At 42.7% G+C, this 26,772-nt stretch carries 21 protein-coding genes; 13 read left to right on the top strand and 8 right to left on the bottom strand.

The window, feature by feature from the left end:
- Positions 1 to 75: 75 nt before the first annotated feature.
- The gene (locus C9J47_RS02610; RefSeq protein WP_107252113.1) at positions 76 to 843 is read right to left on the bottom strand and encodes a TerC family protein; all 768 of its coding nucleotides are present in this window, start codon (positions 841 to 843) and stop codon (positions 76 to 78) included.
- 304 nt (positions 844 to 1,147) lie between these two features.
- Here C9J47_RS02610 and C9J47_RS02605 point away from each other — a divergent pair, with 304 nt between their 5' ends.
- The 6 genes from C9J47_RS02605 (at position 1,148) to C9J47_RS02580 (ending at position 8,519) form a co-directional block, all read left to right on the top strand.
- Positions 1,148 to 2,593: a catalase gene (locus C9J47_RS02605; protein ID WP_107252112.1), complete on the top strand. Its 1,446-nt coding sequence runs from the start codon at positions 1,148 to 1,150 to the stop codon at positions 2,591 to 2,593.
- Between the two features lie 256 nt (positions 2,594 to 2,849).
- Complete coding sequence (locus C9J47_RS02600) at positions 2,850 to 3,923, top strand: ethylbenzene dehydrogenase-related protein (RefSeq protein WP_107252111.1); 1,074 nt, start codon at positions 2,850 to 2,852, stop codon at positions 3,921 to 3,923.
- A gap of 121 nt (positions 3,924 to 4,044) precedes the next feature.
- The gene (locus C9J47_RS02595) at positions 4,045 to 4,764 is read left to right on the top strand and encodes a hypothetical protein (protein ID WP_107252110.1); all 720 of its coding nucleotides are present in this window, start codon (positions 4,045 to 4,047) and stop codon (positions 4,762 to 4,764) included.
- Positions 4,765 to 4,918: 154 nt separating this feature from the next.
- Complete coding sequence (locus tag C9J47_RS02590) at positions 4,919 to 5,845, top strand: LysR family transcriptional regulator (protein WP_107252109.1); 927 nt, start codon at positions 4,919 to 4,921, stop codon at positions 5,843 to 5,845.
- Positions 5,846 to 6,012: 167 nt separating this feature from the next.
- The gene (locus C9J47_RS02585) at positions 6,013 to 7,107 is read left to right on the top strand and encodes an alanine/ornithine racemase family PLP-dependent enzyme (protein WP_107252108.1); all 1,095 of its coding nucleotides are present in this window, start codon (positions 6,013 to 6,015) and stop codon (positions 7,105 to 7,107) included.
- Positions 7,101 to 8,519 carry a YfcC family protein gene (locus C9J47_RS02580; protein WP_107252107.1) on the top strand — a complete coding sequence of 473 codons (1,419 nt, stop codon included), beginning with the start codon at positions 7,101 to 7,103 and terminating at the stop codon, positions 8,517 to 8,519. Before C9J47_RS02585 ends, C9J47_RS02580 begins: the two co-directional genes overlap by 7 nt.
- A 123-nt stretch (positions 8,520 to 8,642) precedes the next feature.
- Here the strand turns inward: C9J47_RS02580 and C9J47_RS02575 are convergent, their stop codons facing one another.
- Positions 8,643 to 9,908 (bottom strand): metal-dependent hydrolase family protein, encoded by a 1,266-nt coding sequence (locus tag C9J47_RS02575; protein ID WP_107252694.1) that lies wholly within the window; start codon positions 9,906 to 9,908, stop codon positions 8,643 to 8,645.
- Between the two features lie 355 nt (positions 9,909 to 10,263).
- Between C9J47_RS02575 and C9J47_RS02570 the strand changes: the two genes are divergently transcribed.
- Positions 10,264 to 11,733: a pyridoxal phosphate-dependent decarboxylase family protein gene (locus tag C9J47_RS02570; protein WP_107252106.1), complete on the top strand. Its 1,470-nt coding sequence runs from the start codon at positions 10,264 to 10,266 to the stop codon at positions 11,731 to 11,733.
- Between the two features lie 112 nt (positions 11,734 to 11,845).
- On the opposite strand, the gene C9J47_RS02565 is transcribed toward C9J47_RS02570, so the two are convergent.
- The 5 genes from C9J47_RS02565 to C9J47_RS02545 all read right to left on the bottom strand — a co-directional run bounded on the left by C9J47_RS02565 (position 11,846) and on the right by C9J47_RS02545 (position 16,039).
- A complete protein-coding gene (locus C9J47_RS02565; RefSeq protein ID WP_107252105.1) occupies positions 11,846 to 12,106 on the bottom strand; it encodes an HPr family phosphocarrier protein in 261 nt (86 codons plus the stop codon).
- 13 nt (positions 12,107 to 12,119) lie between these two features.
- Positions 12,120 to 12,764: a 3-keto-L-gulonate-6-phosphate decarboxylase UlaD gene (locus tag C9J47_RS02560; protein WP_107252104.1), complete on the bottom strand. Its 645-nt coding sequence runs from the start codon at positions 12,762 to 12,764 to the stop codon at positions 12,120 to 12,122.
- Between the two features lie 220 nt (positions 12,765 to 12,984).
- Positions 12,985 to 13,677, bottom strand: coding sequence for an L-ribulose-5-phosphate 4-epimerase (locus C9J47_RS02555; RefSeq protein WP_107252103.1), 693 nt, complete (start codon positions 13,675 to 13,677; stop codon positions 12,985 to 12,987).
- A gap of 68 nt (positions 13,678 to 13,745) precedes the next feature.
- A complete protein-coding gene (locus C9J47_RS02550) occupies positions 13,746 to 14,222 on the bottom strand; it encodes a PTS sugar transporter subunit IIA (protein WP_107252102.1) in 477 nt (158 codons plus the stop codon).
- A gap of 59 nt (positions 14,223 to 14,281) precedes the next feature.
- Positions 14,282 to 16,039 carry a PTS ascorbate-specific subunit IIBC gene (locus C9J47_RS02545; protein ID WP_107252101.1) on the bottom strand — a complete coding sequence of 586 codons (1,758 nt, stop codon included), beginning with the start codon at positions 16,037 to 16,039 and terminating at the stop codon, positions 14,282 to 14,284.
- Between the two features lie 459 nt (positions 16,040 to 16,498).
- Here C9J47_RS02545 and ulaR (C9J47_RS02540) point away from each other — a divergent pair, with 459 nt between their 5' ends.
- The 5 genes from ulaR (C9J47_RS02540) (at position 16,499) to ulaR (C9J47_RS02520) (ending at position 21,302) form a co-directional block, all read left to right on the top strand.
- Positions 16,499 to 17,254, top strand: a complete 756-nt coding sequence (gene ulaR / locus C9J47_RS02540; protein ID WP_107252100.1) for an HTH-type transcriptional regulator UlaR — start codon at positions 16,499 to 16,501, stop codon at positions 17,252 to 17,254.
- A 109-nt stretch (positions 17,255 to 17,363) separates the two neighbouring features.
- Positions 17,364 to 18,431: an L-ascorbate 6-phosphate lactonase gene (ulaG, locus tag C9J47_RS02535; protein WP_107252099.1), complete on the top strand. Its 1,068-nt coding sequence runs from the start codon at positions 17,364 to 17,366 to the stop codon at positions 18,429 to 18,431.
- Between the two features lie 172 nt (positions 18,432 to 18,603).
- The gene (locus tag C9J47_RS02530; RefSeq protein ID WP_170107415.1) at positions 18,604 to 19,422 is read left to right on the top strand and encodes a Cof-type HAD-IIB family hydrolase; all 819 of its coding nucleotides are present in this window, start codon (positions 18,604 to 18,606) and stop codon (positions 19,420 to 19,422) included.
- A 25-nt stretch (positions 19,423 to 19,447) separates the two neighbouring features.
- A complete protein-coding gene (locus C9J47_RS02525) occupies positions 19,448 to 20,320 on the top strand; it encodes an L-ribulose-5-phosphate 3-epimerase (RefSeq protein ID WP_107252097.1) in 873 nt (290 codons plus the stop codon).
- A 226-nt stretch (positions 20,321 to 20,546) separates the two neighbouring features.
- Positions 20,547 to 21,302, top strand: coding sequence for an HTH-type transcriptional regulator UlaR (gene ulaR, locus C9J47_RS02520; protein WP_107252096.1), 756 nt, complete (start codon positions 20,547 to 20,549; stop codon positions 21,300 to 21,302).
- A gap of 176 nt (positions 21,303 to 21,478) precedes the next feature.
- On the opposite strand, the gene murQ is transcribed toward ulaR (C9J47_RS02520), so the two are convergent.
- A complete protein-coding gene (gene murQ / locus C9J47_RS02515) occupies positions 21,479 to 22,384 on the bottom strand; it encodes an N-acetylmuramic acid 6-phosphate etherase (RefSeq protein ID WP_107252095.1) in 906 nt (301 codons plus the stop codon).
- A 290-nt stretch (positions 22,385 to 22,674) separates the two neighbouring features.
- Here murQ and C9J47_RS02510 point away from each other — a divergent pair, with 290 nt between their 5' ends.
- A complete protein-coding gene (locus C9J47_RS02510) occupies positions 22,675 to 26,637 on the top strand; it encodes an AsmA family protein (RefSeq protein ID WP_107252094.1) in 3,963 nt (1,320 codons plus the stop codon).
- Positions 26,638 to 26,772: the final 135 nt, after the last annotated feature.

The following is a 26,772-nucleotide window of genomic DNA, read 5'->3' as shown; positions in this document are numbered from 1 at the left end:
ATATAAGAATAAAACCTATAAAAAAAGCAGAGCCAATGCTCTGCCTTATTAACGATACAACACCAAAAGAGTCGGTTAGTTTACGGCTTTAATTGCCCAACCAACACTTTTTGGATAAACACGTTTAATTAACGGTTTGTTTTTTCTCTTTAGCAAGATGTGGCAACCTTCCATTACCAAACCAAATGCCATCGCAAAATAGACATACCCTTTATTCACATGTATCGCGAAACCTTCCGCCATCAACAAGCCACCCAATAGCACTAAGAACAATAATGCTAGCGTTTTAAATCCAGGATAACGCATTACGCAATCGTTGATTTTTTCTGCACACATCACCATTACACATGCAGAAGCAAGAATAGCGGCAACCATCAACGGTACTTCATCTGTCATACCTACGGCTGTGATCACTGAGTCCATCGAGAATACAGCATCAACAGCAACAATTTGCAGCAACACAAGTGCAATGCCGGCTCTTACCGTACTTGCGTTATGGTGCTCATCATGTGTTAACCACATCCATAATTCTTTTAAGCTTTTCGCTAATAAGAATCCACCACCCGCAATCATGATTAAATCACGACCAGTAAAGGCATAGCCCATCAAAGTCACTAGTGGTTCTGTTAATGACATCACCCAACTGATCGAGAAAACAAGACCAATACGCGCAATAACAGCCAATGCGATACCAAGGTTTCGCGCCATTTTACGTTGATGCTCGGGTAAACGTTCACACAATACAGAAATGAAAACAACGTTATCAACACCCAATACCACTTCAAGGGCAAACAGGGTTGCAAAGATAATTAATGCTTCAGGTTGAAGGAAAAGTTCTAGCATGTTGCATACTCCTGAGTGAAGGAGTAAGTAGGGGTTGAGCGACTCGAGGGGTCGTCCATATGTCTTTGGTGCCTCTTGTAAGAATGAGGCTGTAGTTAGCCACCACACCTTAATTCACGCAATGTAATGTTTGTAAGCATTTGTAACAGAGAGATACGTAACATTAAAAAACAATCGATTAAACGAAATGTACCGACATCATTAACGATAGGATATACCTATTACAACAATAAAATCTATCGTTTTTACTTATCACTGTAACAACCCTATTATTATTTCACAGTAAAATTGTGGAGTAAGTGACATGACTAAATCAACCTTAACACAAGCAAATGGTACACCTGTTGTTGATAACGATAATAGCTTAACGGCAGGTCCTAGCGGTCCTATTTTACTTCAAGACACATGGTTAGTTGAAAAGCTGGCGCACTTCGACCGTGAGCGTATTCCAGAGCGTGTTGTACACGCAAAAGGTTCTGCGGCATTCGGTACATTTACAGTTACCCACGATATATCAGCGCTAACTAAAGCCAATCTATTTTCTGAAGTTGGCAAAGAAACAGATGTACTGCTGCGTTTCTCTACAGTAGCTGGTGAAAAAGGCGCAGCGGATGCTGAACGTGACGTTCGTGGCTTTGCACTAAAATTCTACACTGATGAGGGGAATTGGGATTTAGTCGGCAATAATACCCCTGTATTCTTTATTCGTGACCCATTGAAATTCCCTGATTTCATTCACACTCAAAAACGCCACCCTGAAACCAACTTACGTAGTGCAACAGCGGCATGGGATTTCTGGTCACGCCACCCTGAATCACTGCATCAGGTTACTATTCTATTCAGTGATCGTGGCATCCCTACTGATTACCGCCACATAAACGGTTACGGCAGCCATACATACAGCTTCATCAACAGTGATAATGAGCGTTCTTGGGTCAAGTTCCATTTCAAAACACAACAAGGTCATAAGCATTATACCGATGAAGAGGCTGTGAATGTTGTTGGTAAAAGTCGTGAATCTTCACAAGTTGACCTCTTTATGAATATTGAAGAGGGCAACTTCCCACATTGGGATGTAAAAGTGCAGATAATGACAGAGCAACAAGCACAAGAAGTCTCTTTCCATCCGTTCGACTTAACTAAAGTATGGCCTCATGGTGAATTCCCACTTATCGATGTAGGGGTATTAGAGCTAAACCGTAACCCAGAGAACTATTTTGCAGAAGTAGAACAGGCGGCATTCAGCCCAGCAAATATTGTTTCTGGTATTGGTTTCTCGCCAGATCGCATGTTACAGGGGCGCTTATTCTCTTACGGTGATACGCAGCGCTATCGTTTAGGTATTAACCACGGTCAGCTACCTGTTAATAAACCTAAATGCCCAGTACACACAACACACCGCGACGGTTCAATGCGTGGCGATGATAATGGGGGTAAAGAGCCTAACTACGCACCAAACCATTACAATACTTATGTACCAACGCACGAACAGGAGCCTGCGTTAACACTTGAAAAAGCCGCATTGCATTATGATTTCCGTGAATACGATGAAGATTACTACACCCAACCGGGGAATCTATATCGCATCATGAACGCAGAGCAACAACAACGCTTTATCCAAAACTTGATAGCCTCGTTAAGTGAGGTAGATTGTGAGCAGATTAAACGCAATCAAATTTATCACTTCTATCAAGCTGATAAATCACTAGGTAAAGCATTGGCTGAAGGGTTAGGTGTTTCAATTGGTTAAGCAACATAAGCCAATGTTCACATAGCAATCCTTTATTGCGAGTCAATAAAGCGCAAAGGGTCTCCAAACGGAGACCCTTTTTCTTATTAACCTTTATTATTTTATGTGTATTTTGGGTTTGACCTACGGGTTTATGTTGAAGGCAACTATATTTAATGACAACACGCCCACCTTAACGCTTAGTAACTCTAAGTATTGAGTAACTAAGTACGCAGGTGTTCGTTCTCGCATTCAATAAAAAATCGAGGTGTTTGCTGTGAATGTTTCAGTTAGCCGTGCAGTTAGTGTTTGTATAGCAAGTTCTACTTTATACCTTGGATTCATACAATCGAGCTTAGCATCAGAAAATGACACGCTGATCAGTTACAAAACAACACAAACTATTACGTTAGATGGCCAGCCCGAAAAAGAATGGGAAAAAGCAAAGCCTTTAACCATGCTTTTAGACTATATGCCTTATAAGCCCGATCAGTATGAAGGAATGCTTAAAACACAATATTCCATCAAATCCCTTCATGACGATCAGAATATTTACTTTTTTGTACAATGGGATGACCCAACAAAAAGCGTTGATCGTTTCCCGTGGGTTAAGCAAGATGATGATTCATGGAAGCAACATAAGAATCTCGATCAAACGGGTCATGAAAATACCTATTACGAAGATAAAGCAAGTATCTTCTGGGCCATTAATGCCAAAGGCTTTTCAAAAAAAGGCTGTGACATTGCCTGTCATTTAGCAGATGAAGAGGGAAAAATTGCAGGCATTGAACAGAAATCTGCGGGGCGGAAATATACCAGAAAAGACGGTGAGACCATTGATATGTGGCACTGGAAAGCTGTGCGTACTGGGCTCACAGATCAATTTGATGACCAGTTTGTCGATGCGACTAAAGATCCCGCAGCAAATAGAAACTGGGGGCGAAAAGGCGACTCAAAAACTGGCGGCGGATACCAAAATAATACGAATGAAGATAAGACCGAGCCAGCATACGGTGGCTCAGTAATGAATCTTGATGATAATTATGCCATTCAAGACATCAATAAAGCGCCCTTTATCGATACCTATAAGCCCGGAGATAAACTGCCTGGCATCATCGTTTCCCCGTTTACCGGATCCAGAGGCGATATCTCATCTAAAGCCGTTTGGGCTAATGGTAGATGGACGCTTGAATTCCAGCGTAAATTAGTCACCACTGGTGAAAATGCCGCAATAGAAGATGTGCAATTTTCAGACCTGAGTAAAACGTATTACTTCGGTGTTTCTGTATTTGATAATTCTCAAATCAATCACATTTATCATGAAGGCGCGTTAAAGCTCAACTTCAAATAACACGTATACTCAATTGATCCTATATCGGTGCTTCTTTTAAAGAAGCACCGCTAATTTACCCGATTTATTAGCACTTTATATCTAGAGTGTTCAATCCTTGATGTTGATTAGAGGAAAACGCATGCGATTACATAACCTACACTTTTCATCCAAACTTGCGTTATCTGGTTTTCTGATCACCATGCTATTTGGTTGTTTATCAGCAGCAACATTAATTGGTCTTGTCTATTCGTCGAACGAGACAGGATTTAATCTGCCAAGCATCGAAAAAATGAGTGCCAAGTACAGTGAGGCACAACTTGTAGGGTCAATGAAAACGTCAATGTATGAATATGTTGCTGATGATGACGATATTTTAATCGTTGAAGATTGGATAAAAAAAGGGGCTATGGATGACGAGCAATTTCAACAAGATGTAATGACAATTCTTAAACAAGATTGCCAAAGCTGCCATAGTCGAACATCAACAAAATCTAAGGCTATCAACTCTATACCCTTTAGTCGTTATGATGATGTAAGCAAGTTCACTCAAGCGGGTTATTCTTGGCAATCGATGGCAAAAACCGCTCATATCCATCTTTTTGGCATCTCACTGTTATTAATAGCGACCAGCCTAACCTTCTCATGCAGCACTTACAACCCTTACATTAAAATAACTTTAATTTCAACCAGTTGGATTTCATTGTGGCTAGACATTGCCAGTTGGTGGCTGGCGAAATACTCGACGTTCTTTGTTTATATGATTGTCAGTGCAGGAACAATAGAGGTGGCATCAATTGTAACGATGAGCGGTTTGGCATTGATCAATATCTGGTGGAAGATACCAGATTTTTGCAAATAAGGCGGATCCCTCCCCTTTGCACAATCACTCTACGTTCATCGTTATGTAATCAGTGTATTTTTACTATGTATAACTTTACGACAAAACTGCGATGCATCTCATTATTTAAATCATCAATGCAATATTATCTATAAAAAAATATAGAGAAAAAGAGATGCGAAAAATAAACGACGTTGATTTGAAATTACTGCATTTATTTATAACCATTGTTGATTCTGGCGGTTTTTCAGCAGCACAATTTAAACTAAATATGCACCAATCAACAATTAGTACAAAAATGAATGACCTTGAAACTCGGCTGGGAATGACATTATGTTACCGTGGACGACGGGGGTTTCGTTTAACCAGTGACGGCAATAAAGTTTACCAACTCAGCCAAACATTGTTTGATGATATTAGTCATTTTGAAAATCAACTCGATAACATCAGAGATGTCTCTCATGGTCACATCATGTTAGCACTCACCGACAATCTTGCGACCAACCCGCAATGCAAAATTCAGCAAGGTATTAGGCATTTTTGTAATAGTTACCCCAAGGTCACTATCGATACGGATATCTGGGATTCCTATCAAATTGAAATGATGTTACTAGAAGGAAAGGTAGAACTGGGGATCACCTCATCTGAAGTACAAAAAGATGGCCTGAACTACCGCTATTTATTTGAAGAGAAGCAGTGTCTATACTGTGCCCCAGAGCACCCAATATTAGCGGTATCAGGCGAAATTACCACAAAAGATCTTCTCAAATTCCCAATAGTTGATCGGGGGTTATCGCATAAAATCACACCATTCAGCGATACCAAAAATTTAATGCACCTTGCAAGCAGTACCAACATGGAGGCGACAGCTCACCTCATCTTGTCTGGAACCTTTGTTGGTTACCTTCCCGATCATTATGCCTCTATTTGGGAACAAAGAGGCGAAATGGTAAAAGTTAATGCGACTTCTCTCGAATACCTTGCTGCATTTCATTTAACGACACTTGACTCAAAAGATTTATCGCTTGCAGCCACTGAATTAATGCATGCAATCTCCAATGTTCACATAAATAACAGCACATCAATGACTGTATCAATATAATTAAATGAAGATTAATGCGGGATAATTAGTTTTATCCCGTGAATATTATTTCATCTTTTTTATTACATCGATTTCCCACAATGTATTCATCTTAAAGCCACTATTTATCTTTAATTATAAAAAGCGCTCAATGTTTATCAATAACAATATTACCTAAAGGTAAATATATGAGTGCTTATCCATGTATTAATATCCACTTAGATACGATCACCCAAAACACGAAAAATCTGGTAACGACATGCCAAAGTCACGGTATTACACCAGCTGGCGTAACAAAACTCGCCTGTGCCTATCCGGAAGTCGGTCAAGCTATCCTTGATGGTGGTATTTATTTACTCGCAGATTCACGTATTGCGAATTTAATAAAACTCCATCATCTCGATGCAAAAAAAATGCTGTTACGAATACCCGCTATCAGTGAAGCTGATGAGGTTGTTCGTTATGCAGATATATCCTTAAACTCTGAAATTGCCACTTTAGAAACCCTTTCAGACGAAGCGATCAAACAGGGCAAAATACACCAAGTTATCATCATGCATGATTTGGGGGATCTTCGTGAAGGCGCATTCTACGAAGAAGAAACATTTGCACTGTCACGTAAGGCAATCGCACTTCCTGGCATTGATTTAGTGGGTCTTGGAACAAACCTCGCCTGTTATGGCGGAGTAGAACCTACCGCTGAAAATCAAAATCAGCTTATAACCATCGCCAAGAAGATAGAAACAGAGCACCAAATCAAGTTGCAATACTTATCAGGGGCAAGTTCTGCCGGTCTGCAGATCATGCTTAATGGTAATCTTCCACAAGGGATTAACCAGTTAAGACTAGGCGCATCCGTTTTAATGGGCATTGGCCTCAATGATGAACGAGTCCCCAATACTAGTCAGGATACATTTGACCTCACAGCAGAAATCATCGAAATAAAAGTTAAACCGTCGGTTCCTGTAAATTCAACGGCGCTAGATGCCTTCGGTAACAAGCCCGAATTTATTGACCGAGGGCTACGAAGACGCGCTATTTGTGCCATTGGAAAGCAAGATGTCGATATCGACCAAATTACCCCAAAAGACAACAACATCATCGTTATTGGTGGTAGCAGTGATCACCTTATTCTCGACATTGACGACAGTGAAATCGACTACGGTATCGGAAGTCTTATTGAATTCGAACTTTCTTACGGAGGGGTTTTACAGTGCATGACCTCTGAATACATCACAAAGCGTTTTATCTCATCTACATCCGTTAAGGAATTACTATGCTAAAAATTAAGAAGTTTCCTAATACGTTTACGATCTTATTCCTTTTAATTGCATTTTTTGCATCATTGACCTACCTATTACCCGCAGGTAAATACACCCGCGAAATGAATGAACAACTGGGTCGAGAAGTTCCATTGCCCGGCTCTTACCATGTCATAGAATCATCGCCACAAGGCTTTTTTGAAACCTTAATGGCGCCGATCTCCGGCTTTTATGATCCGATAAGCGGCGTTATTGGTGCTATTGATGTCAGCTTGTTTGTTCTTATGGTGGGTGGTTTTTTGGGTATTGTGACCCAAACAGGGGCGATTGATACTGGTATTGCTAGGATCATGGTGCGATTAAAGGGCAAGGAGATCTACATGATCCCTATCCTAATGACCCTATTCGCTTTAGGTGGTACATCATATGGTATGGCTGAAGAGTCCCTTGCTTTCTATGGTCTACTTATTCCCATTTTTATGACCGCACGCTTTGACCCCTTGGTTGCTGTCGCCGTTATCTTCGTTGGAACCGGTATTGGCACCTTAGGCTCAACCATCAACCCATTTGGAACCGTTATCGCCTCAAACGCGGCTAGCGTAGATTTTCTAAGTGGTGTCGAGCTTCGCTTTGCAATACTCGCTATTGCACTTGTCGTCGGCATTGGCTACGTCATGCGTTACGCCAAAAAGATTCAAAATAACCCTGATTCATCTTTATTGGCACATCTACGCGACGATAATGAAAAACACTTTCTGGGAGGTAAAGATTCAACCGACAACCTTCCCCTTCTTACTGGTCCACAAAAAGGGGTTTTGGCACTCTTTATCCTTACATTCAGCATCATGATCTACGGTGTTTCCTGCCTTGGCTGGTGGATGGCTGAAATGGCAACGCTGTTCATATTCATGGGTATTTTGTGCGGGATTGTCGGCCGCCTTAGCGAAGATGATCTAATCAACTCTTTCGTTGCTGGAGCTGCCGATCTGATTGGCGTGGCATTAATTGTTGGCGTCGCGCGTGGCATTGTGGTGGTTATGGAAGCGGGTAATATCACCGATACTATTCTTAATTACGCAGAAGGGCTTGTTGCAGGAAAAAGCTCAGTGCTGTTTATCAACACCGTCTACGGTATTGAAATGCTGCTCTCTTTTATCGTTCCATCGACTTCTGGCTTAGCAGTAATGAGCATGCCAATCTTGGCGCCATTGAGTGACTTTGCCAATACGGGTCGTGAGTTAGTGGTTACTGCGTTTATGAGCGGAATTGGTACGATTCTATTTGTTACCCCAACCTACGGTGTACTAATGGGCGGACTCGCCATTGCCCGTATTCCTTATGTAACTTGGCTGAAATTTATTGCCCCACTGGTGGCTTTCTTTGTTGTTCTTAACTGCATTATCCTTTCCATTGGCGCTAGCCTTTACAGCTAATTGTTATTAGCTACTCGTTAATAGCAACACACTTCCCTGATAGATATTAGTTACTGGGGAAGTGTGTTTGCTAGCGAGTAAAGCTGAACCTAAACAGATAAATATTCAGGATTGTTGCGCTTGTTAAAAGGCGTTTTTATACATTACGCCATCTTTCATGATAACTTTCTGCGTTTCAGGGTTCACTACACATGCAACGCCTTCTAACGGATTACCATCGATAATCAACAGATCGGCGTAGGCACCTTCTACCAATTGACCAATTTTGCCTTCTTGATAAGGATGTTGGTATGTCGATAGTTCAAACAAGCGCCCACAGTTCGACGTTGCCATTTTCAGCGCCGTTAAAGAATCAAACACTTTCTCAATGGCCTCTAGCTCACTTGATTGGGTTGCATGAACATTCAATGTACCAACACAGTCTGTACCGTAACAAATATTCTCTATCTCATACTTTTTTATCAGTTCTGCAGAACGTAACATGGCTTTTCCAACACGCTCTGTTTTCTGATACAACACTTCTGAACCTAAAGGAATTTTACGCTCAGCAATGAGTGATGAGGTAAAGTATGACGGGATAACAAAAATACCTTTCTCTTTAATCGTTTGAGCAACATCTTCATCCATAATTGTGGCATGCTCAAATGACATAATGCCCGCTTCTGCCGCTCTTTTCATCGCTTCTGTTGTATGGATGTGTGCCGCCACGTAAGTACCGTAGTCTGATGCAGCTTCAACCGCCGCTTTCAATTCATCTAAGGTATATTGAAGCGTATCGAGTGGATCAAAAATTGATGAGGCACCACCACCCGCCATAATTTTAATTTGGGATGCTCCCATAAACAGCTGCTCACGCACGGCCTTTAGCACCTCGGCACGACCATCTGCAATCGTAAATGCCCCCGTCTTCATCAACGGAGAATCTTCATGGTTATTAAAACGCTTCTGTCCACGGTTCTGACGGTAATCTGAGTGTCCTGATGTTTGAGAAATTGCAGCTTGAGATGGGAAAATTCGAGGGCCTGTCGCATAACCATTATCGATAGACACTTTAAGACCTGTCGTATTACCCGCAACATCACGAACAGACGTAAAGCCACGCATCAACATCCCTTCTGCCACTTTTGCCGAACGTATTGCAATCTCTTCCGTCGTCATGGTATCTAGAATATGTGGCGCTTCAGATAACGTAATGTGAACGTGAGCATCAATCAGACCGGGCATTACCGTATGGCCATTCGCATCAATCACTTTCTCGATAGTGCTCTCGTCAACAGCATCCTTGGTGATTTTTATGACAATATTATTTTCAATAACTACATTCACATTTTGAATTAGCTTTTCATCTGTACCGTTAAATAGATTCGCATTTTTAATTAAAATCATAATTGTGCCCTTAATAATATTCACATTCATAATGTCTTGCTTACGAAGTCAATTTATCGGTTTATTTAAGGCGGTATTTATCATTTTGCGCCAACAACACCACAGGGAAGTATCGTGACATCTTTTTTATTACAGGCACTTTTCTCGAGAGTTCGAGGTTTCAGTTGTGGCCCATATTTTTGTGCCCATCAGTTCAATGTAGAGTGATCAAGAATAACGCTACGTTCTGCCAATGCCTTTCTATTCCAAGATGCGACACAATCTGTACTGACATCCCCAAGTGGCGTGAATTGGTAAGAAGTTATCTGTGATAAGGGTAATTTATAGGGGTCGTTCAGTTATTTTAATGAGGTTTATTATGTCCCATAAGTTTAATCAATATCGTCAATTACTAAATAGTTCATTAGACCATGCAGTCGATTACCTAGAATCTTTGCCTGAAAGACCAATTGATAAACAGTCAAGTTCAGGGAGTCTCCGAGAAGCAATAGGGGGAACACTGCCTATTACAGGAACAGCCCCAGATCAAGTGATTCAGAAATTGGTCACGGATGTTGAAGAAGGATTGATCGGCTCAGGTGGACCTCGCTATTTTGGCTATGCAATTGGTGGCTCGTTCCCTGTTGCGTTAGCGGCTGATTGGCTCGTGAGCGCATGGGATCAGAATGTACCTTATTACGTATCAAGCCCCGCAACATCCATTGTTGAAGAAACGGCTGCAGAGTGGATGCTGGATCTGCTCAACCTACCGAAAACCGCAGGTGTGGGTTTTACCTCTGGCGCTCAAGAGGCTATTTACACTGCACTGATCACTGCACGTAACAGCTTGTTGGAAAAAGCGGGCTGGGATGTTGCTGCGAATGGCTTATATGGCGCGCCCCGTATTCATGTAGTTATGAGTGATCAAATTCATTCGACTATTAAGCGTGCTTTATCAATGATTGGCATTGGGCTTAAAGACATCAAGACGATTCCCACCGATCAGAACCTCCGAATTATTCCAGATACATTACCAGCTATCCTAGCCGAATGTGATGGGCCAACCTTAGTTTGTGCTCAGGCTGGGTGTATCGATTCAGGTGCTTTTGACCCGTTTGATGAAATTGCATCGAGTGTTGAAGCCCACCCGAATGCTTGGCTTCATGTTGATGGTGCTATTGGCTTGTGGTCGGCCGCAAGTGATACGCAAAAACATTTATTAAAAGGGATTGAGAAAGCGGACTCATGGGATACCGACGGTCATAAATGGTTCAACATGCCTTATGACAGCGGCATGGTGATAGTAAAAGATGCAGGTTTATTAGCGAAGGCTATGGGGGGGAGTAACATGGGAGATTACCTCACTGACGCCATTGCAAAACCAGACAGAAATGCTATTAACTTCGGTATATCAGCCTCTCGTCGAGCTCGAGGAGTACCAGTATACGCCACGATCAAATCGCTGGGTAAAGAAGGTATTCAAGCCCATTTAGATAACTGCTGCACATTAGCAAAACGAATGGCTGATAAACTTCGTAATGTTGATGGCATCACCATTCTCAATGATGTGGTATCAAACCGTTTCTCTGCTCAGTTTGGTAAGGGAGATGACGCATTTCGTGATCAGTTGACCGCCCGTATTGTTCACCAACTGCAACAAGATGGTTTTTGTTACCCCTCGACGTCTGGCTACAAAGGGCTAAAAACTATGCTGTTCTCTGTTTTGAGCTGCCATACTACAGCACAAGATATTGACGCTTCTGCAGAAAAAATCATTGAAATCTATCATATGGAACTGGAGAAAGTTCAGGAAGCGCACACCCAGTCTGATGCTACGCTGTGTAGTTAGGCTCGCTTCTATTATAGGTAATTACAGTTCCTATTAACAAAAAGGCAGTAATAGAAAATTACTGCCTTTTCAACACCACGGTTTTGTTAGTTAATTTAGGCGGTTTCTTTAACTACCCTTTTAATTCAGCCAAGAAACCGTGAAGGTAAGCAATCGCTTCAGCTTCATCGTCGCCCTCGACAGACACTAAAATTTGGTCATTCTTACAAATACCCAAGCCCATTAACTTCATCAAACTTTTGGCATTCACTGTTCGCTCACCTTTAGTCACCGTAACTGAAGAAGAAAAACCCTTACAAGCTTTCACCAGCAACGCTCCTGGCCGAGTATGCAAGCCATTTTCATTGGTAATGTTGAAGTCAAAATATTCCATAATAGCTCGGTCCTTACCAATATTTGTTAATTTCAGTACGCAGCGCTTCAGCAGTCACCTTACCCGTATCATTGGCAAGAGCACGGCCCGCAATAAAGGTTTTTGCTTTAATTCCCTCAAACAAGTGAATGTCTTCCGGCACAATACCGCCAGTAATTGACACTTCGATACCCATTTCAGACAACACTCGCATACGGCTGATATCTTCAGGAGTCCAACTCACACCGGCTAATTCCGCATCACGTGAACGGTGGTAAATCGCCTGTTTTATACCTAAATCTACCCAATCTTGGGCGTCCTTCAAAGTCCAATTTCCGTACAATTCAATTTGGATTTCGCCATTAAAATTATCCGCCACTTTCTTACACGCTTCGATGGTCGCAATATGTGCAGCAGCCGAGACGGTGATCCAGTCAGCTCCAGCTTCAAATGCCATCTTGGCTAAAATCGCCCCGCCATCGGTGGTTTTCATATCACACACAATAATATGTTCAGGGTGGCGTTTACGCAGTGTACTTACAGCAGACATACCTTCCGCAAACGCGAGAATAGTGCCTATTTCGATCACATCAACAAAACTTTCCACGTTATTCGCAACGGTTACAGCGGTAGCTAAGTCAGTTGAATCCAATGCAATTTGTAATAGTGGTTTAGTCATGGTTTTTAATCCTTTTCGAAATGGTTAAGTCATTTACATCGATAATAAATAGCCCATTGTTTTGTATTGCCGCCAACATGCAGGCGCACGAAACCCGATAAGTCTTCAATCACTTATCTTTGGTCATACAATTACGGTGTACTGTCGTCAATGTGTCAGGAATACATGTTGATGAAGCACTTAGTAGCTGGCTCGATAATTCAAGCAATAACATTCACGCCTATTTTTGTCCGTAATACGCGTTGGCACCGTGCTTTCTGAAATAGTGTTTATCCGATAATTCTTGTTGAATTCTAATGCCACTGTTTAAGCTGCGTGTCGATAATGCCATTGCAGCCACTTCTTCTAGCACTACAGCATTATGTACGGCGTCAAACGCATCTTTACCCCACGAAAAAGGGGCATGGCCAGCAATGATTGCGCTAGGTACTGCACTCGGGTCAATGTCACGGCGAGTGAATTCTTCAACGATCACTAAGCCCGTATTCTTCTCATAATCATTGTCGATCTCACGCGGCGTTAATGAACGCGTGCACGGAATATCACCGTAAAAATAATCAGCATGGGTAGTGCCTAACGCTGGGATATCTAACCCCGCCTGTGCCCATATCGTGCCATGGCGAGAATGGGTATGTACAATTCCTCCTAATGCAGGAAATGCCTTGTACAACTCAAGGTGAGTCGCGGTATCACTGGACGGATTCATCGTCCCTTCTATCACCTTGCCAGTTAAATCGACCACCACAATGTCATTCACCGTCATGACATCATAATCTACCCCTGAGGGCTTAATGGCGACCACGCCTCTTACGCGATCAATTTCAGATACATTACCCCACGTAAAGGTCACCAAATCGTATTTCGGCAACAGCAGGTTCGCTTCCAAGACTTTCTCTTTCAATGCATTAAACATTGTTCATCTCCTATATTGGGCAGCATGCCAACACACTGCCCATAGATAGTCAGCCGTGCATATGTCGCTTACACAGCAAGCGCTAACGCTTCTTCAATCACACGGTACACATCATCTTTACTGCGACAATGGCGAAGCTTATCGAGATCAACCCCCGTTTCACTGTCGTCATCTTCCAATACCTGCGTCACTTCCATCAGACCTTCCATATGCTCATCTGATGAACTGCCAGCCAACGTCACCAGAACATCAACAGGCTCTTCTTCCCCCTCAAAATACACAGGCTGTTGCAATGTTACTAAAGCAAAAGCGGTGCGATTCACGCCATCTTCAGGACGAGCATGTGGCATCGCAAAATTCGGAGCAATCACAATGTAAGGTCCCAACTTTTCCACACTACTAATGATGGCGTCGTGATAACTAGGTTGCACCGCTCCCGAAGCAATCAGCATATCGGTACCCAATTTAATCGCCGCTTTCCAATCTGCAGCTTGTGCTTGAAGATTAATGGAATTGTTGTCGTTCAATGATTGTTTAAAATTCATGATGTACTCCATGTGTTCGGTGGATTGTACTCTGCCAACAACCCACCGAGGCATTGTGATTAATTTGCTAAATTTTTATTGATTAAGCTCAGCAATTCATCACCGAAAGAATTAGGATTCAGCATGTTTTGTACGCCCAGTACATACTTGCCCTCACCCGGTTGCATCTCACCGGAAAGGTGTTTAGAAGACACAATAATGTCGGTATTCACGAGTTTGGATTTGTAATCTGAAACAGCACACGAATCCATGACATGCGGTATCCCTTTCTTCTCTAGGTATTTACCGATCTTCATTTTCATCATCATAGATGAACCTTGTCCGTTCCCGCACACAGCCAGAATACGAATAGCGCGCCCTGCTGAACTTTCAATCGCTCGCTCTGCAACGTCCGCCACAACTTCTTCTGTCGGTTGTGTAACAGCCAACACCGCTTCTGCATCTTCTTCAGCACGCAATGTTTTTGAAGCAAAGAACATGTACACACCAGCAGCCGCTAGCAAAACAAAGAAGAACCAGCTCGACATAGACAGACCTTGCATGATTGGTGGGAATACTAACGCCCAATCAGCCATGCCCATCCAGCCATTAAATTCTGTGCCTTGTTGCGCAAACAAATGAATCGCCCATGCAGAGCCTAATACCTCAATGATGCCCATGACGAAACAGATCTTCATCACAGCTTTCCAGCCACCAAAGTGGTTAGCAAACACACCGATGGTCGCATTCGAGAAAAACATTGGAATAAAGCCAGGAATAATCATGATAGGAGCATCAAAAGCAAGCATCGCTAACACAGCCGTAAACTGACCAATCGCACCCCACATAAAACCAAATACCATCGCATTCGGTGAGTAAGCATAAATCGCCGCACAGTCAATCGCCAAAACCGCATTCGGAATCACACGTTCTGACACCCCTTTAAAGGCTTCTGACAATTCCGCCACGAACATGCGTACACCGGCAACAATCACTTGAATCGCAACAGCAAACTTCAACCCAGTTTCAAGAATATAAATGAACCAGTTCGTTTTACCTGCCATTGCTTGCAAGTTATCAAGGCCGAATGACAACAAAATAATACCGAAGAACACTGTCATCACAATTGCTGTAGCAGCAATGCTGTCGTGAAAAATGTGTAGCCATTTAGGCAGTTTAAGGTGGTCAACACTGTCTTCTTTATTACCCAATTTTGGAGCAACTTTAGTCGCAATCCATGACGCAACCTGTTGTTGGTGACCAATAGAGAAACCTGCGCCACCCGTTACTTCTTCGGTCGGTTTGAACATAATGTTGGAGGAAATACCCCAATACAGAGCCATCAAGATCGCCGAATAAATGATGGTTTCCCACATGCCAGCGCCAAGAATAAAGTAGAACACCGCTATCAAACCTGCTTGTTGGAACATGATGTGTCCCGTCAGCATAATGGTTCGAATACCAGTATATCGGCGAAAAACCACCAGGAGGATATTGAGACCTAAGGCCATTAATACGGCATAACCAACCCATGAGTAGTTATCACCCATAGTTTCCATTGTGGACATCATGGTGGTGTAAGGGTCAATAACCGACCCCGTTAAGCCATGGTATTCAGAGAGTTTTTCAATCACTGGTTTAAAACCAGCAACCAAAGTGCCAGCACCAACTTGTACCAACATAAAGCCAACAATGGTTTTGATCGTGCCTTTTATAACAGTGGTCGTATCACGTCTTAACAAGATGTAACCAATACATGTTACTAAGCCAAGTAATAACGGGGCCTTTGTCATGACTTGGCTGTAGAAGATGTAAAAAATGTCGTATATGGTGTCCATAATGATGCTCCATCGCAACGTAGGTGCGTACACCTCATCGCTTTCTATCACGGGGTGATTGGCTTTTCGCCGTTTCTTATTCTCTATTTTTATCAACCTGCTTTCTGTTCGCGTAATCACCATAGCAATCACAAATAATCATAAAAAGTCATAGTTTGATTTTATGTGAGAGAGCTCTCGTTGATTATCTCTTCCTATTGATACAGATCAATTTTGGCTATCAGGTGGGTGATAATACGTATCAAAACGGTTGAAAATGCTAACTAACTCGCAAAAAAATCCTTTTTGACACTTCTCACTTTAATTTCAACAAGTTGTAACCTCTTCGTTAAATCGATGGAAATAAAGTTTTAACTCAGTCACAAAACACCATAAGTAATCATTGATAATCATAATTGTGATTGTTATAGTCATTTCAAATCACAAAGTGTCATTGTGAAAGCAGTAGAGGTAAGACACATGACTGAATCACAACGCCACAATGCTTTACTTAATATTCTGAGTCATCGTCGAGCGATTACGGTTGAGAAAGTCATCAATACTTTTGGTATCTCACCAGCAACAGCTAGACGCGACATCAATAAATTGGAAGAGCAAGGCAAGTTAACCAAAGTACGTAATGGTGCAGAGGCAAAGCCACAAACACGAATGTTTTGGTCACCTATAAACATTCATCAAACTTCCAATCATGATGAAAAGACACGCATTGCGCACTATGCCGCACTGCTTTGTCACAGTGGCGACAGCGTGTTGATCAACTGCGGTTCAACAGCCTTTTTATTAGGCCAAGAGATCTGCGGCAGCGATATCTTAGTGATTACTAATTACTTCCCACTGATCCGTTATTTGATCACGAAAGAGCATGATGAAGTGGTGATCATTGGCGGGGAATACCACCGGACACGAGGCCTGATGCTGGCTCCCCATCAAGAAGTGGGACATGGTTACGCCGCGCATTACATGTTCACTAGTGGCAAAGGCTTAACAGCTGATGGGCTATACAAAATGGATATGCTCGCGGCTATGTCAGAGCAAAAAATGATGAGACAAGCAACCAAACTCGTGGTGTTAGTCGACAGTTCAAAAGTCGGACAACGCGTGGGGATGTTATTTGCCTCCACGGCTCAAATTGACATAGTGATCACTGGGCGAGATGCCCCTCACAATGTAGTGACCGCGCTGGAAGCACAAGGAATTGAAGTGGTGTTGGTATAAGCCAATACCCAGAAAAAGAAAAAAGTACGCATTTGTTTTTATAGCGAAACGCACCATACCGGCACGTTTCGGACGATTTTTTAAATTCATTTAACGAAAGGTCTATCAGATGAGCAAAGTTGACGAAATTACCCGCGAATCATGGATTCTCAATACGTTCCCTGAGTGGGGCACATGGCTAAACGAAGAGATTGATCACGAAGATGTGCAGCCTAGTACCTTTGCAATGTGGTGGCTCGGTTGTACGGGAATTTGGCTAAAATCTGAAGGTAACACCAACATTTCTATCGATTTTTGGTGTGGTACAGGCAAGAGAACACGCGGCAACCCACACATGAAAAACCAGCATCAGATGATGCGTATGGGTGGTGTACGCAACTTACAGCCGAACCTACGAACTTCACCGTTTGTACTTGATCCATTCGGAATTAAAAATATTGATGCGGTATTGGCTACCCATGATCATGCCGATCACATCGATATTAACGTTGCCTCTGCAGTACTGCATAACTGTGGTGATCACGTGAAATTCATCGGACCAAAAGCTTGTGTGGATCTATGGACAGGCTGGGGCGTGCCAGAAGATCGATGCATTATAGCCAAAGTTGGTGATGAGATTCCGGTGGGCGATATAACTATCAAAGTATTGGACGCTTTCGACCGTACTGCATTAGTAACGCTACCAGAAGGCACCTCTTCATACGACAAGTCGATTTTAGATGGTATGGACGACCGCGCAGTGAACTATTTGGTGAAAACTACGGGGGGTAATGTTTACCATTCTGGGGATTCACACTACTCAAATTACTACGCAAAACACGGCAACGACAATCAAATTGATGTCGCTCTGTTGTCTTACGGCGAAAACCCACGTGGCGTAACCGACAAAATGACAGCTTCCGACATCTTGCGTGCCGGAGAATCATTAGACGCACAAGTCGTTATGCCTTTCCATCATGATATTTGGGCCAACTTCCAAAACGATCCTCGTGAAATTGAAGTGTTATGGAAGATGAAAAAAGATCGTCTGGGTTATGGCTTTAGTCCTTTCTTCTGGCAAGTGGGCGGTAAATACACCTTCCCAACAGACCAAGCGAAGATGTACTACCAGCACCCTCGTGGTTTTGATGACATCTTTACAGACGAACCAGAATTACCGTTCAAGTCATTCTTGTAAACATTAAAACTCTTAACCCTACAAAAAAACCTGTGGCTATCTTCCTGTTTTCAGTTCGCATCGTTTGTGTTGGAAGGTAGCCCTTTCATTTCTCACCGGGTAATGAAAGGACAGAACTCACCATTTCCCGTTTACTTATATGGTTTACGCGATTCATTCAAAGGGAATAAACATGACTTACTCCGTGCTGGCCTTAGATTTAGATGGCACGACATTAACCACTGACCATCAAATCTTACCCGAAATAAAAGACGCGATTGCACATATTAAAGACACCACTACTGTGTTGTTGGTCACAGGCCGTCACCATACCGCCGCCCGTCCATACCACCATGATCTCGAACTCGATACCCCGATCATTTGCTGCAATGGCACCTATGTATATGACTATTCAACCAACAGCGTGATCACTGAGCAGGCCATTTCTCACGACAATGCCCGTCAATTTGTCACGTTGGCACAGCAAAACAAACTGAACATGGTGATGTACGTCACCGACAAAATGACGTTCTCGGCTAAAACACCCATCCACTATATGGAAGCAATGGAAACCTGGTCGCAACAGTTTCCTGCTGACATTAAACCCGAGATTGAACGCATTGATTCTTTCTTGGATGAAATCGACAACAATACCTACATCTGGAAATTCGTGGTTGAAGGTAACATTGAAAACATCACAAATTTCGCAGAATTACCGTTTATTCGTAGCACTTTTACTGGTGAGAAGTCGTGGTCGAACCGTATCGATTTTTCCAACAAAGGCAATACTAAAGGCTTTCGCTTGGCTGAATACTTAGCAGACCAACGCATTGACCCAAGCAAGGTTGTAGCGATAGGTGATAACCACAATGACATTTCCATGATCACCCTTGCTGGGCTCGGCGTCGCCATGGCCAATGCCGATGAGGCAGTCAAGCAGATCGCAGACCGTATCACAACCACCACAAATAACGACCAAGGCATCAGTGAAATCATCGCAGATTGCTTCTAAGCCCTCCACTTAATTTAGGTGATATATGCATAATTTTAATAAGAAATTCCGCCTTGGTTTGTATGAAAAAGCTATGCCAGCAGACTTGTCATGGGAACAAAAAATCGTAGCCGCAAAAGATCTTGGTTTTGATTTTATTGAAATTTCGGTCGATGAATCAGATGAACGTCGAGCACGCTTAGACTGGAGCGATGAAGAAATTTACAACCTACGCCATTTATGCGAACAACACGGCTTGCCATTACAGTCGATGTGTTTGAGTGCACACCGTAAGTTCCCCTTCGGTTCTGAAAATGAAGCGATTCGTCATGAAGCCTATGTCATTATGGAGAAGGCCATCAACTTGGCCTATAAACTCGGTATCCGCTGCATCCAGCTGGCCGGTTACGACGTGTATTACGAACCACAAACCGCAGCAAGCCACCAACGCTTCATCGAAGGCATGAAAGCCGCCACCAAAATGGCAGAACGCGCCGGTATCATGCTAGGTGTCGAAATTATGGATACCCCTTACCTCAACTCACTCAGCAAATTTGAAGTACTGAAAAAAGCCATTCCTTCACCGTACTTCATGTCCTACCCCGATGTCGGCAACATCACCGGATGGAATTATGATATCTGTACCGAGCTACAACTCAGCAGCGATCACATCATCCAAATTCACTTAAAAGACACATTAAAAGTCAGTAGTACCTGTAAAGGCCAATTCCGCGACTTAGTAATAGGTGAAGGCGATGTCGATTTCCCATCAATTTTCAAAACCTTAGCTAACATGGACTACGCTGCCCCTATGGTAATTGAAATGTGGGCTCAAGATGATGAATGGGCCAACAACATTCAATTAGCAAAAACTCGTCTCACTGAAATGGGACAAGCAGCAGGGTTTGCGCTCACGTAATACCTGAGCTTCCCTACATCAACCTCATAAATCGACGTCATCACGAAGAAAAGTTGTTAACTCAGGCGCTGAAAATCGACACGATATGCGTCTGAGCTTACAGAATCTATACATACACTTGATACGTGTCATTTCTCGGCTAATGCGAGCAGATGACGTCTTTTAATCTCATAACTCGCGGTATACAATCATAAGCAGTCAGTAATAATCATAATAAAGGCATGCTATGACAGAAGCACAACGGCATAGTGCCATCCTAGAACTCTTGCAGCAGAAACGATATATCACCGTAAATAGCCTTATCGAGGCCTATGATATTTCACCGGCAACAGCACGTCGTGATATCAATAAGCTCAATGATTCGAAGAAGTTAAGAAAAGTCCGTAATGGCGCAGAAGCCATCACTCAAGAAAAAGCTGTTTGGTCTCCATTTAATATTAATCATGTCTCAAACCATGATGAAAAAGTGCGCATTGCCCAAGCAGCCGCCTCTCTGATTGCACCGGGTGAAAGTGCGGTTATCAATTGTGGTTCAACAGCCTTCCTATTAGGGCAAGAGCTTTGTGGACAAGATGTGCAAGTAATCACCAACTTTTTCCCGTTGGCAAACTACCTGATTGAAGAAGAACACGATGGAGTCGTAATCATTGGTGGTCAATACAACAAAACCCAATCCATCACCTTAGCACCACAAGACGAAGTATCATCGTTATATGCTGGGCATTGGATGTTCACCAGCGGGAAAGGCTTAACTGCTGATGGGTTGTACAAAATGGACATGCTCACAGCGATGGCAGAACAAAAAATGTTAGATCACGTAGGTAAATTGGTCGTACTCACAGATAGCAGTAAAGTTGGTCAGCGCGCAGGTATGTTGTTCTGCCACGCGACGAAGATTCACACTTTAATCACTGGTAAAGATGCCAACCCAGAAGTTATTACTCAATTGAAAGACGCGGGTATCAACGTCATGTTGGTATAGGTGAAAATAAAGACACTTTTTTGCGAGTCTAATTTTCTAGCAATCGCGTATATTCAATTACATAGCGGTTCAATGTTGAGTAATCAACATTGAACCCTCTGAGTCCTATGAACCCAGCATCTTGAGGTTGCTTGGATATAGTGTCTAACGGAAAATGACTCTCCGAAAAATCATCATTATTTTCCTGCCGCAATCGCAGCACGAATAAAGCCTTTGTTATTATCCAATAATTGCTTGGCCTCTTCTGCATTTAACTGTGCCAACACCATTACGATTGCTGTTTTGCAATGTCCGTTACATGCCGCTAATGCGCTTTCTGCTTCTTCTCGACTGCAGTCTGTTGCTTCAATAACAATCTTTTTCTGACGTTCAACCAACTTAGCATTGGTGGCTTCAACATCGACCATCAAGTTGCCGAACACTTTACCCGAACGAATCATTGCTCCCGTCGTCAGCATATTCAGCACCAACTTCTGCGCAGTGCCTGCTTTCATGCGAGATGAACCCGTTACCACTTCTGCCCCTACAATAGGAGTAATACTAATATCAGCCGCTTTTGTCATGAGGCTATTAGGGTTACAACTAATGCAAGCAACGGTAGCATTCACCGATTTGGCATACGCCATCGCCCCTAAAACATAAGGAGTACGTCCACTTGCAGCTATTCCGACGAGCACATCTTTTCCATTAAAATTAAGGTCTTTTAAATCACCTTCACCCAGCTCACGGTTATCTTCTGCATTTTCTACTGCACGTAAAATAGCGGTATGCCCACCAGCAATAAGGCCAACCACTTGTTCAGGTTTAGAACCATAAGTCGGTGGGCACTCACTCGCGTCTAAAATACCAAGCCGACCAGATGTACCAGCACCGGTATATATTAAACGCCCGCCCTTCTTAAATGCCTCAGTGATGACATCTACCACTTGGCTAATTTCTGGTAATGTTTGTTCAACCGCTAACGCCACTTTTTTATCTTCATCATTGATCACTTTCAACATATCGATGGTTGATAAGGTATCGATGTGCTGGCTGGCTGTATTACGGCTTTCGGTGATCAGATTGGTTAAATCAATTTTCATGGCATTGGCTCAATATCGGTATGTAGCGTTAGATAATAGGGAATTTTATATTTATCAACAACACGCATATCCTATATCAATACCCACACATGGCTGTTTTACAGGTTAACCCAAAGGAAATGCTTCATCGACATACTACCTTACCTTTAGCAAAACAGATTACAAACACAGGTGATTTGTACTGTCATTTTATGGTTAACTCATATCTGTAAAGCCCCCATTCATGGTATCTTAAGCAATAAAACATCATCCAATTTATTATCTTTCTGGAAATTTAAAGCGCTTAATTTATGACTCAACCGCATTCGCAAACAGACGCTTCGCCTTCTATTAAGCCGCGCCGATTAAAAAAAATTGCCAAATGGGCCTCGATTGGCCTCTTAAGTCCAATGATCCTTATAACAGGCGTATTAAGTTACGGCGTTAATTTAGATCTCGCGCCACACCGTGCTTACATTAATCAATGGCTAACCGATAACCTTCATCGCGATGCTGAAATAACAGGCGATATCGAACTCGAGATCTCATTCAGCCCTGCGATTCGACTTGAAGGAGTAATGATAGGCAATATTGAGGATATTCCATGGCAACCAATGCTGACATCAGGTTACTTAGAAGCAAAGATATCAGTGTTACCTCTTTTAAATAATACCTTGGAAATTGATCACCTTGAGTTTGAGGATATCGCGCTTAATTTAGCCAAAACAGCGGATGGCCTAACGAATTGGGAATTTAATGAGCAGCCCTCATCTGCAAGCGCATCAAACCTAAATGTTAATGCTGAAAGCCAAGCTCCATCGAATTCCGGATTGCCTTTCTCGTTACGTTTAAGTGACAGTATTTCAGCGAAAAATATTACATTCGCTTATGAAGATCAGATTCAAAATCAATATATTGGCTTTTTTTTAGAAAACCTTAATCTGACCAAACCTGATACATGGCAGCTTGATATTAAAGGGCACACCATGGGGCAAGATTATGATTTAACTCTTAACGGTGATCTAGAAAACCTAATTAATGATCAGCAGGGTTTACTGAAAGCGAAGGGAGAGTTTGCAGGTGCGCAACTAAACATCGACGCGAATGTCGTACCGCTGCAACAAGGAGAATCACACGCTACAGTGCAGCTTGATTGGCAAGATACTCGCCCCATTGAAGATTTATTAGGGCTTGATGTAAAACCTATCGCACCACTTAGCATAAACGCTGATGTCACTGCTTCTATGAATCATTTCGCGATTACCGACCTTACCCTAACAAGCCCGATAACCCAAGCCAAAGGCTACCTCGACGTTAAGCTGGATGTGCCATACACCGACGGTCATAACTTCATTGAAGGGCAACTCGATATTCCATTGATTGATTTACGCCCATGGTTACAACCAGAAGAGCCCCAACCAATGATGATGTCGGCTTATGGTGCAGCACCACAACAGTCACCATTACAGCGGGCACTCGACCAATGGCTAATGAAAACCACCACTAAAGTCGGCGTACATATTGGCGAAGTTAAAGGACTAGGTACAAACGTCGCCAATTTATCGCTAAATATCGAAGGGGTCGACGGAAAACTACAAGCGCCAATGACCGCAGACATTGCCAATGTTCCATTTCGTGGTAATGCAAGGATCGATGCAACTGAATGGACATCGAATGTCGATATTACCCTGGGGGCAAAAGATTCTTCTCTAGGGGAAATCGCTGGCTGGTTAACCGGTATTCCTTACGCCTCTGGTCACCTTACATCGTCTGAGTTAACAATCACCACGCAAGGCACCAAACTGCAAGAATGGTTAGATAACAGCCAAATTGCACTTTCAATTGATGATGCCAACGTCGGCTGGGGCAGCCAAGCAACATTTGCAATTGATACCGCCCAATTAGCAGCAGGAATGAATCGCCCTTTCAGCTCTGATATTCAAGGCGAGCTCATGGGTATTCCGACCCATGTAACTGCCAAGGCTGGCACGCTAAGTGACATTATTAACGGTCGCGATTGGCCAACACAATTACATGTCGATAGCTCAGTATTAGATGTAAAAGCACAAGGCTTATTAGTCGGAACTCAATGGCAAGAAGGTAGTTGGTTCAACTTAACCGTTCAAGGCGATAATGCTAGCAAGCTAAGCCCTTGGTTGGGCACGCAAACTAACGTAAATGGTGAAATTGCATTAAACGGTAAGCTGACTTACCAAGGTAAGTGGATCAACCTTGATGTACCCACTTTATCTTTAATGAACACCAAAGGGCAATTTGAAGCAAAATGGCGACCAGAAGACGGTAACCCATTTTTAGTGCTTAACATGCAATTTGACCAATTGGATTTCACGCAATTTGGTCAGTTTATTAACGATGATGAATTACCCCAAGTAGAACAAGCAGTACCGACACAAGGCGTGAATCTAGATGTGCCATTATTAGGCAATGATCTTGTTATTGCAGATGCTGATTTATCACTTAGCGTAAAAACAATGACATGGGCAGATCAACATGTCGATAACGTGAACTTCACAGGAAAAGTGCGAAACGGAAAAATGCCAGCTTCCCCTTTTGGGGCTAGTTATGCCGGTAGTCGCTATAGCGGAGATATTGCGTTTAACTTAAATAATGCAAACATCAGTACGCAGCTCAATCTTGGCGTTAATAATCCCGATATTGGTCGTATTTTATCGCAATTTGATGTAACCGATGATTTGGGCATGAAGCTTAAATCAGCCCAGCTTGCCATTGACCTATCGGGTCGCACGATTATCGAGTTAATGGAACAAGCCAAAATCGAAGCTAAAATGTCGGGAGGCGAACTAAAAATCGCTGATGTCTACACCGGAAAAGCCATTAATGTTTCACTTAATAATGGGCGCTTTATTACGGGGCCTAATGATGCAACACAGCTCAAAATCGCAGGGCAAGCATCTGAACGCGCAGTTTCTATAAAATTGGATTCACTGTCACTGAAACAAGCCAATGACGGACGAAAATCAATGCCCGTTAATTTAGCGGTTAATGTGGGTGATATGGCATTCAATGCGCGATCTAGCGTTACCCTGCCAATGGACATTAAACGTTTAAATCTCGCTTTTGATGCTTACACACCGAACTTAGATCGCTTTAACCTCTTTACTGGTGTTGAACTGCCCCCTTATGGCCCGATAAAGCTTGCAGCTCAAATGTCGATGGATGATATCGGCTACCACCTGCGCGATATGATGGTACAAGTGGGTGACAGTAAATTAATGGGCAAAGGTGACATTATTCCGCCAATAAAAGGACAAGATCGTCCTTCTGTTAATATCGCTTTGCATGCACCATTTATCCAAATTAATGACTTTAAGGCTACAGGCTGGCAAGCATGGTTAGCTGAAGAACAATCTATTGAAAGTACTACTATCAATAGCAAAGACAGTGATGCAGTACCCGTTATTAGCCCTGAAGGTTTAGATATAGTGAACGCTAACTTCAAGCTCAATGTCGATGAAGTACGGTCAGGAGCTGACTGGCTGGGCGCGGGCAAGCTATATTGGCAACTAGAGCAAGGGCAATTCACTCTGCAACCATTGCATGTGAAATTACCCGGTGGCGATATCAATATCCATGGTGAAGTGAAAGCCAAACAAGAAATGTTTGATATTAACCTGCAAGGTAAAGTAACCAATTTTGATTATGGCATTCTTGCGCGTCGACTCGATCCGAACACAGACATGCACGGTAAAATCAGTACGCAATTCAGCCTAACAAGCATCGCTAACACCCCAGATACACTGATGAATAATGCGAACGGATTCATTGGTTTTGCTGCTTGGCCTAAAACATTTGAAGCCAACTTAATTGATCTGTGGGCTGTCAGCTTAACCGATGCCATTTTACCCAACTTTACCAATGATGACCCATCGGTATTAAATTGTGTTGCAGCGGGCATGGATATTAAACAGGGAACAATGACTCAACGTGACTTGCTGCTTGATACCACTCGCATTCAAGTCAATGGCCTGTTCAATGCGAGCTATGCAGACCGTGCATTTGACTTATATCTAAGCCCTAAGTCGAAGAAGGCACAAATATTCAGCTTGCAAACCCCAGTTGAGGTACATGGCAAGTTTGAAGACTTTAACCTTGATGTACCTTGGTCTGCTATTTTCGAAACCTCGGTTCGCTTTACAACAAGTCCCGTTGTGTCGCCTATTCGCTGGTTAATCGAAAAACCACTCGAACGAGATGGTAGTCAAACGTGTGAAAGAATTTGGCAAGGTTCATAAGTCATAAAATTATGACTGCCGAATTCATGAACTAAGTACAACACCCTCCCCCTTTGAATCTTCATTTTGGGAACATCAAAGGGGGCAGGTTTATGCCAAAGGTAGCTTGGGTATATAAGATAACTATTCATCAGT

This window comes from Photobacterium indicum (genome assembly GCF_003026215.1).
Lineage (GTDB): Bacteria > Pseudomonadota > Gammaproteobacteria > Enterobacterales > Vibrionaceae > Photobacterium > Photobacterium indicum.
The sequence above is the reverse complement of the archived record's forward strand: the minus strand, read 5'-3'. Positions and strand labels throughout refer to the sequence as shown.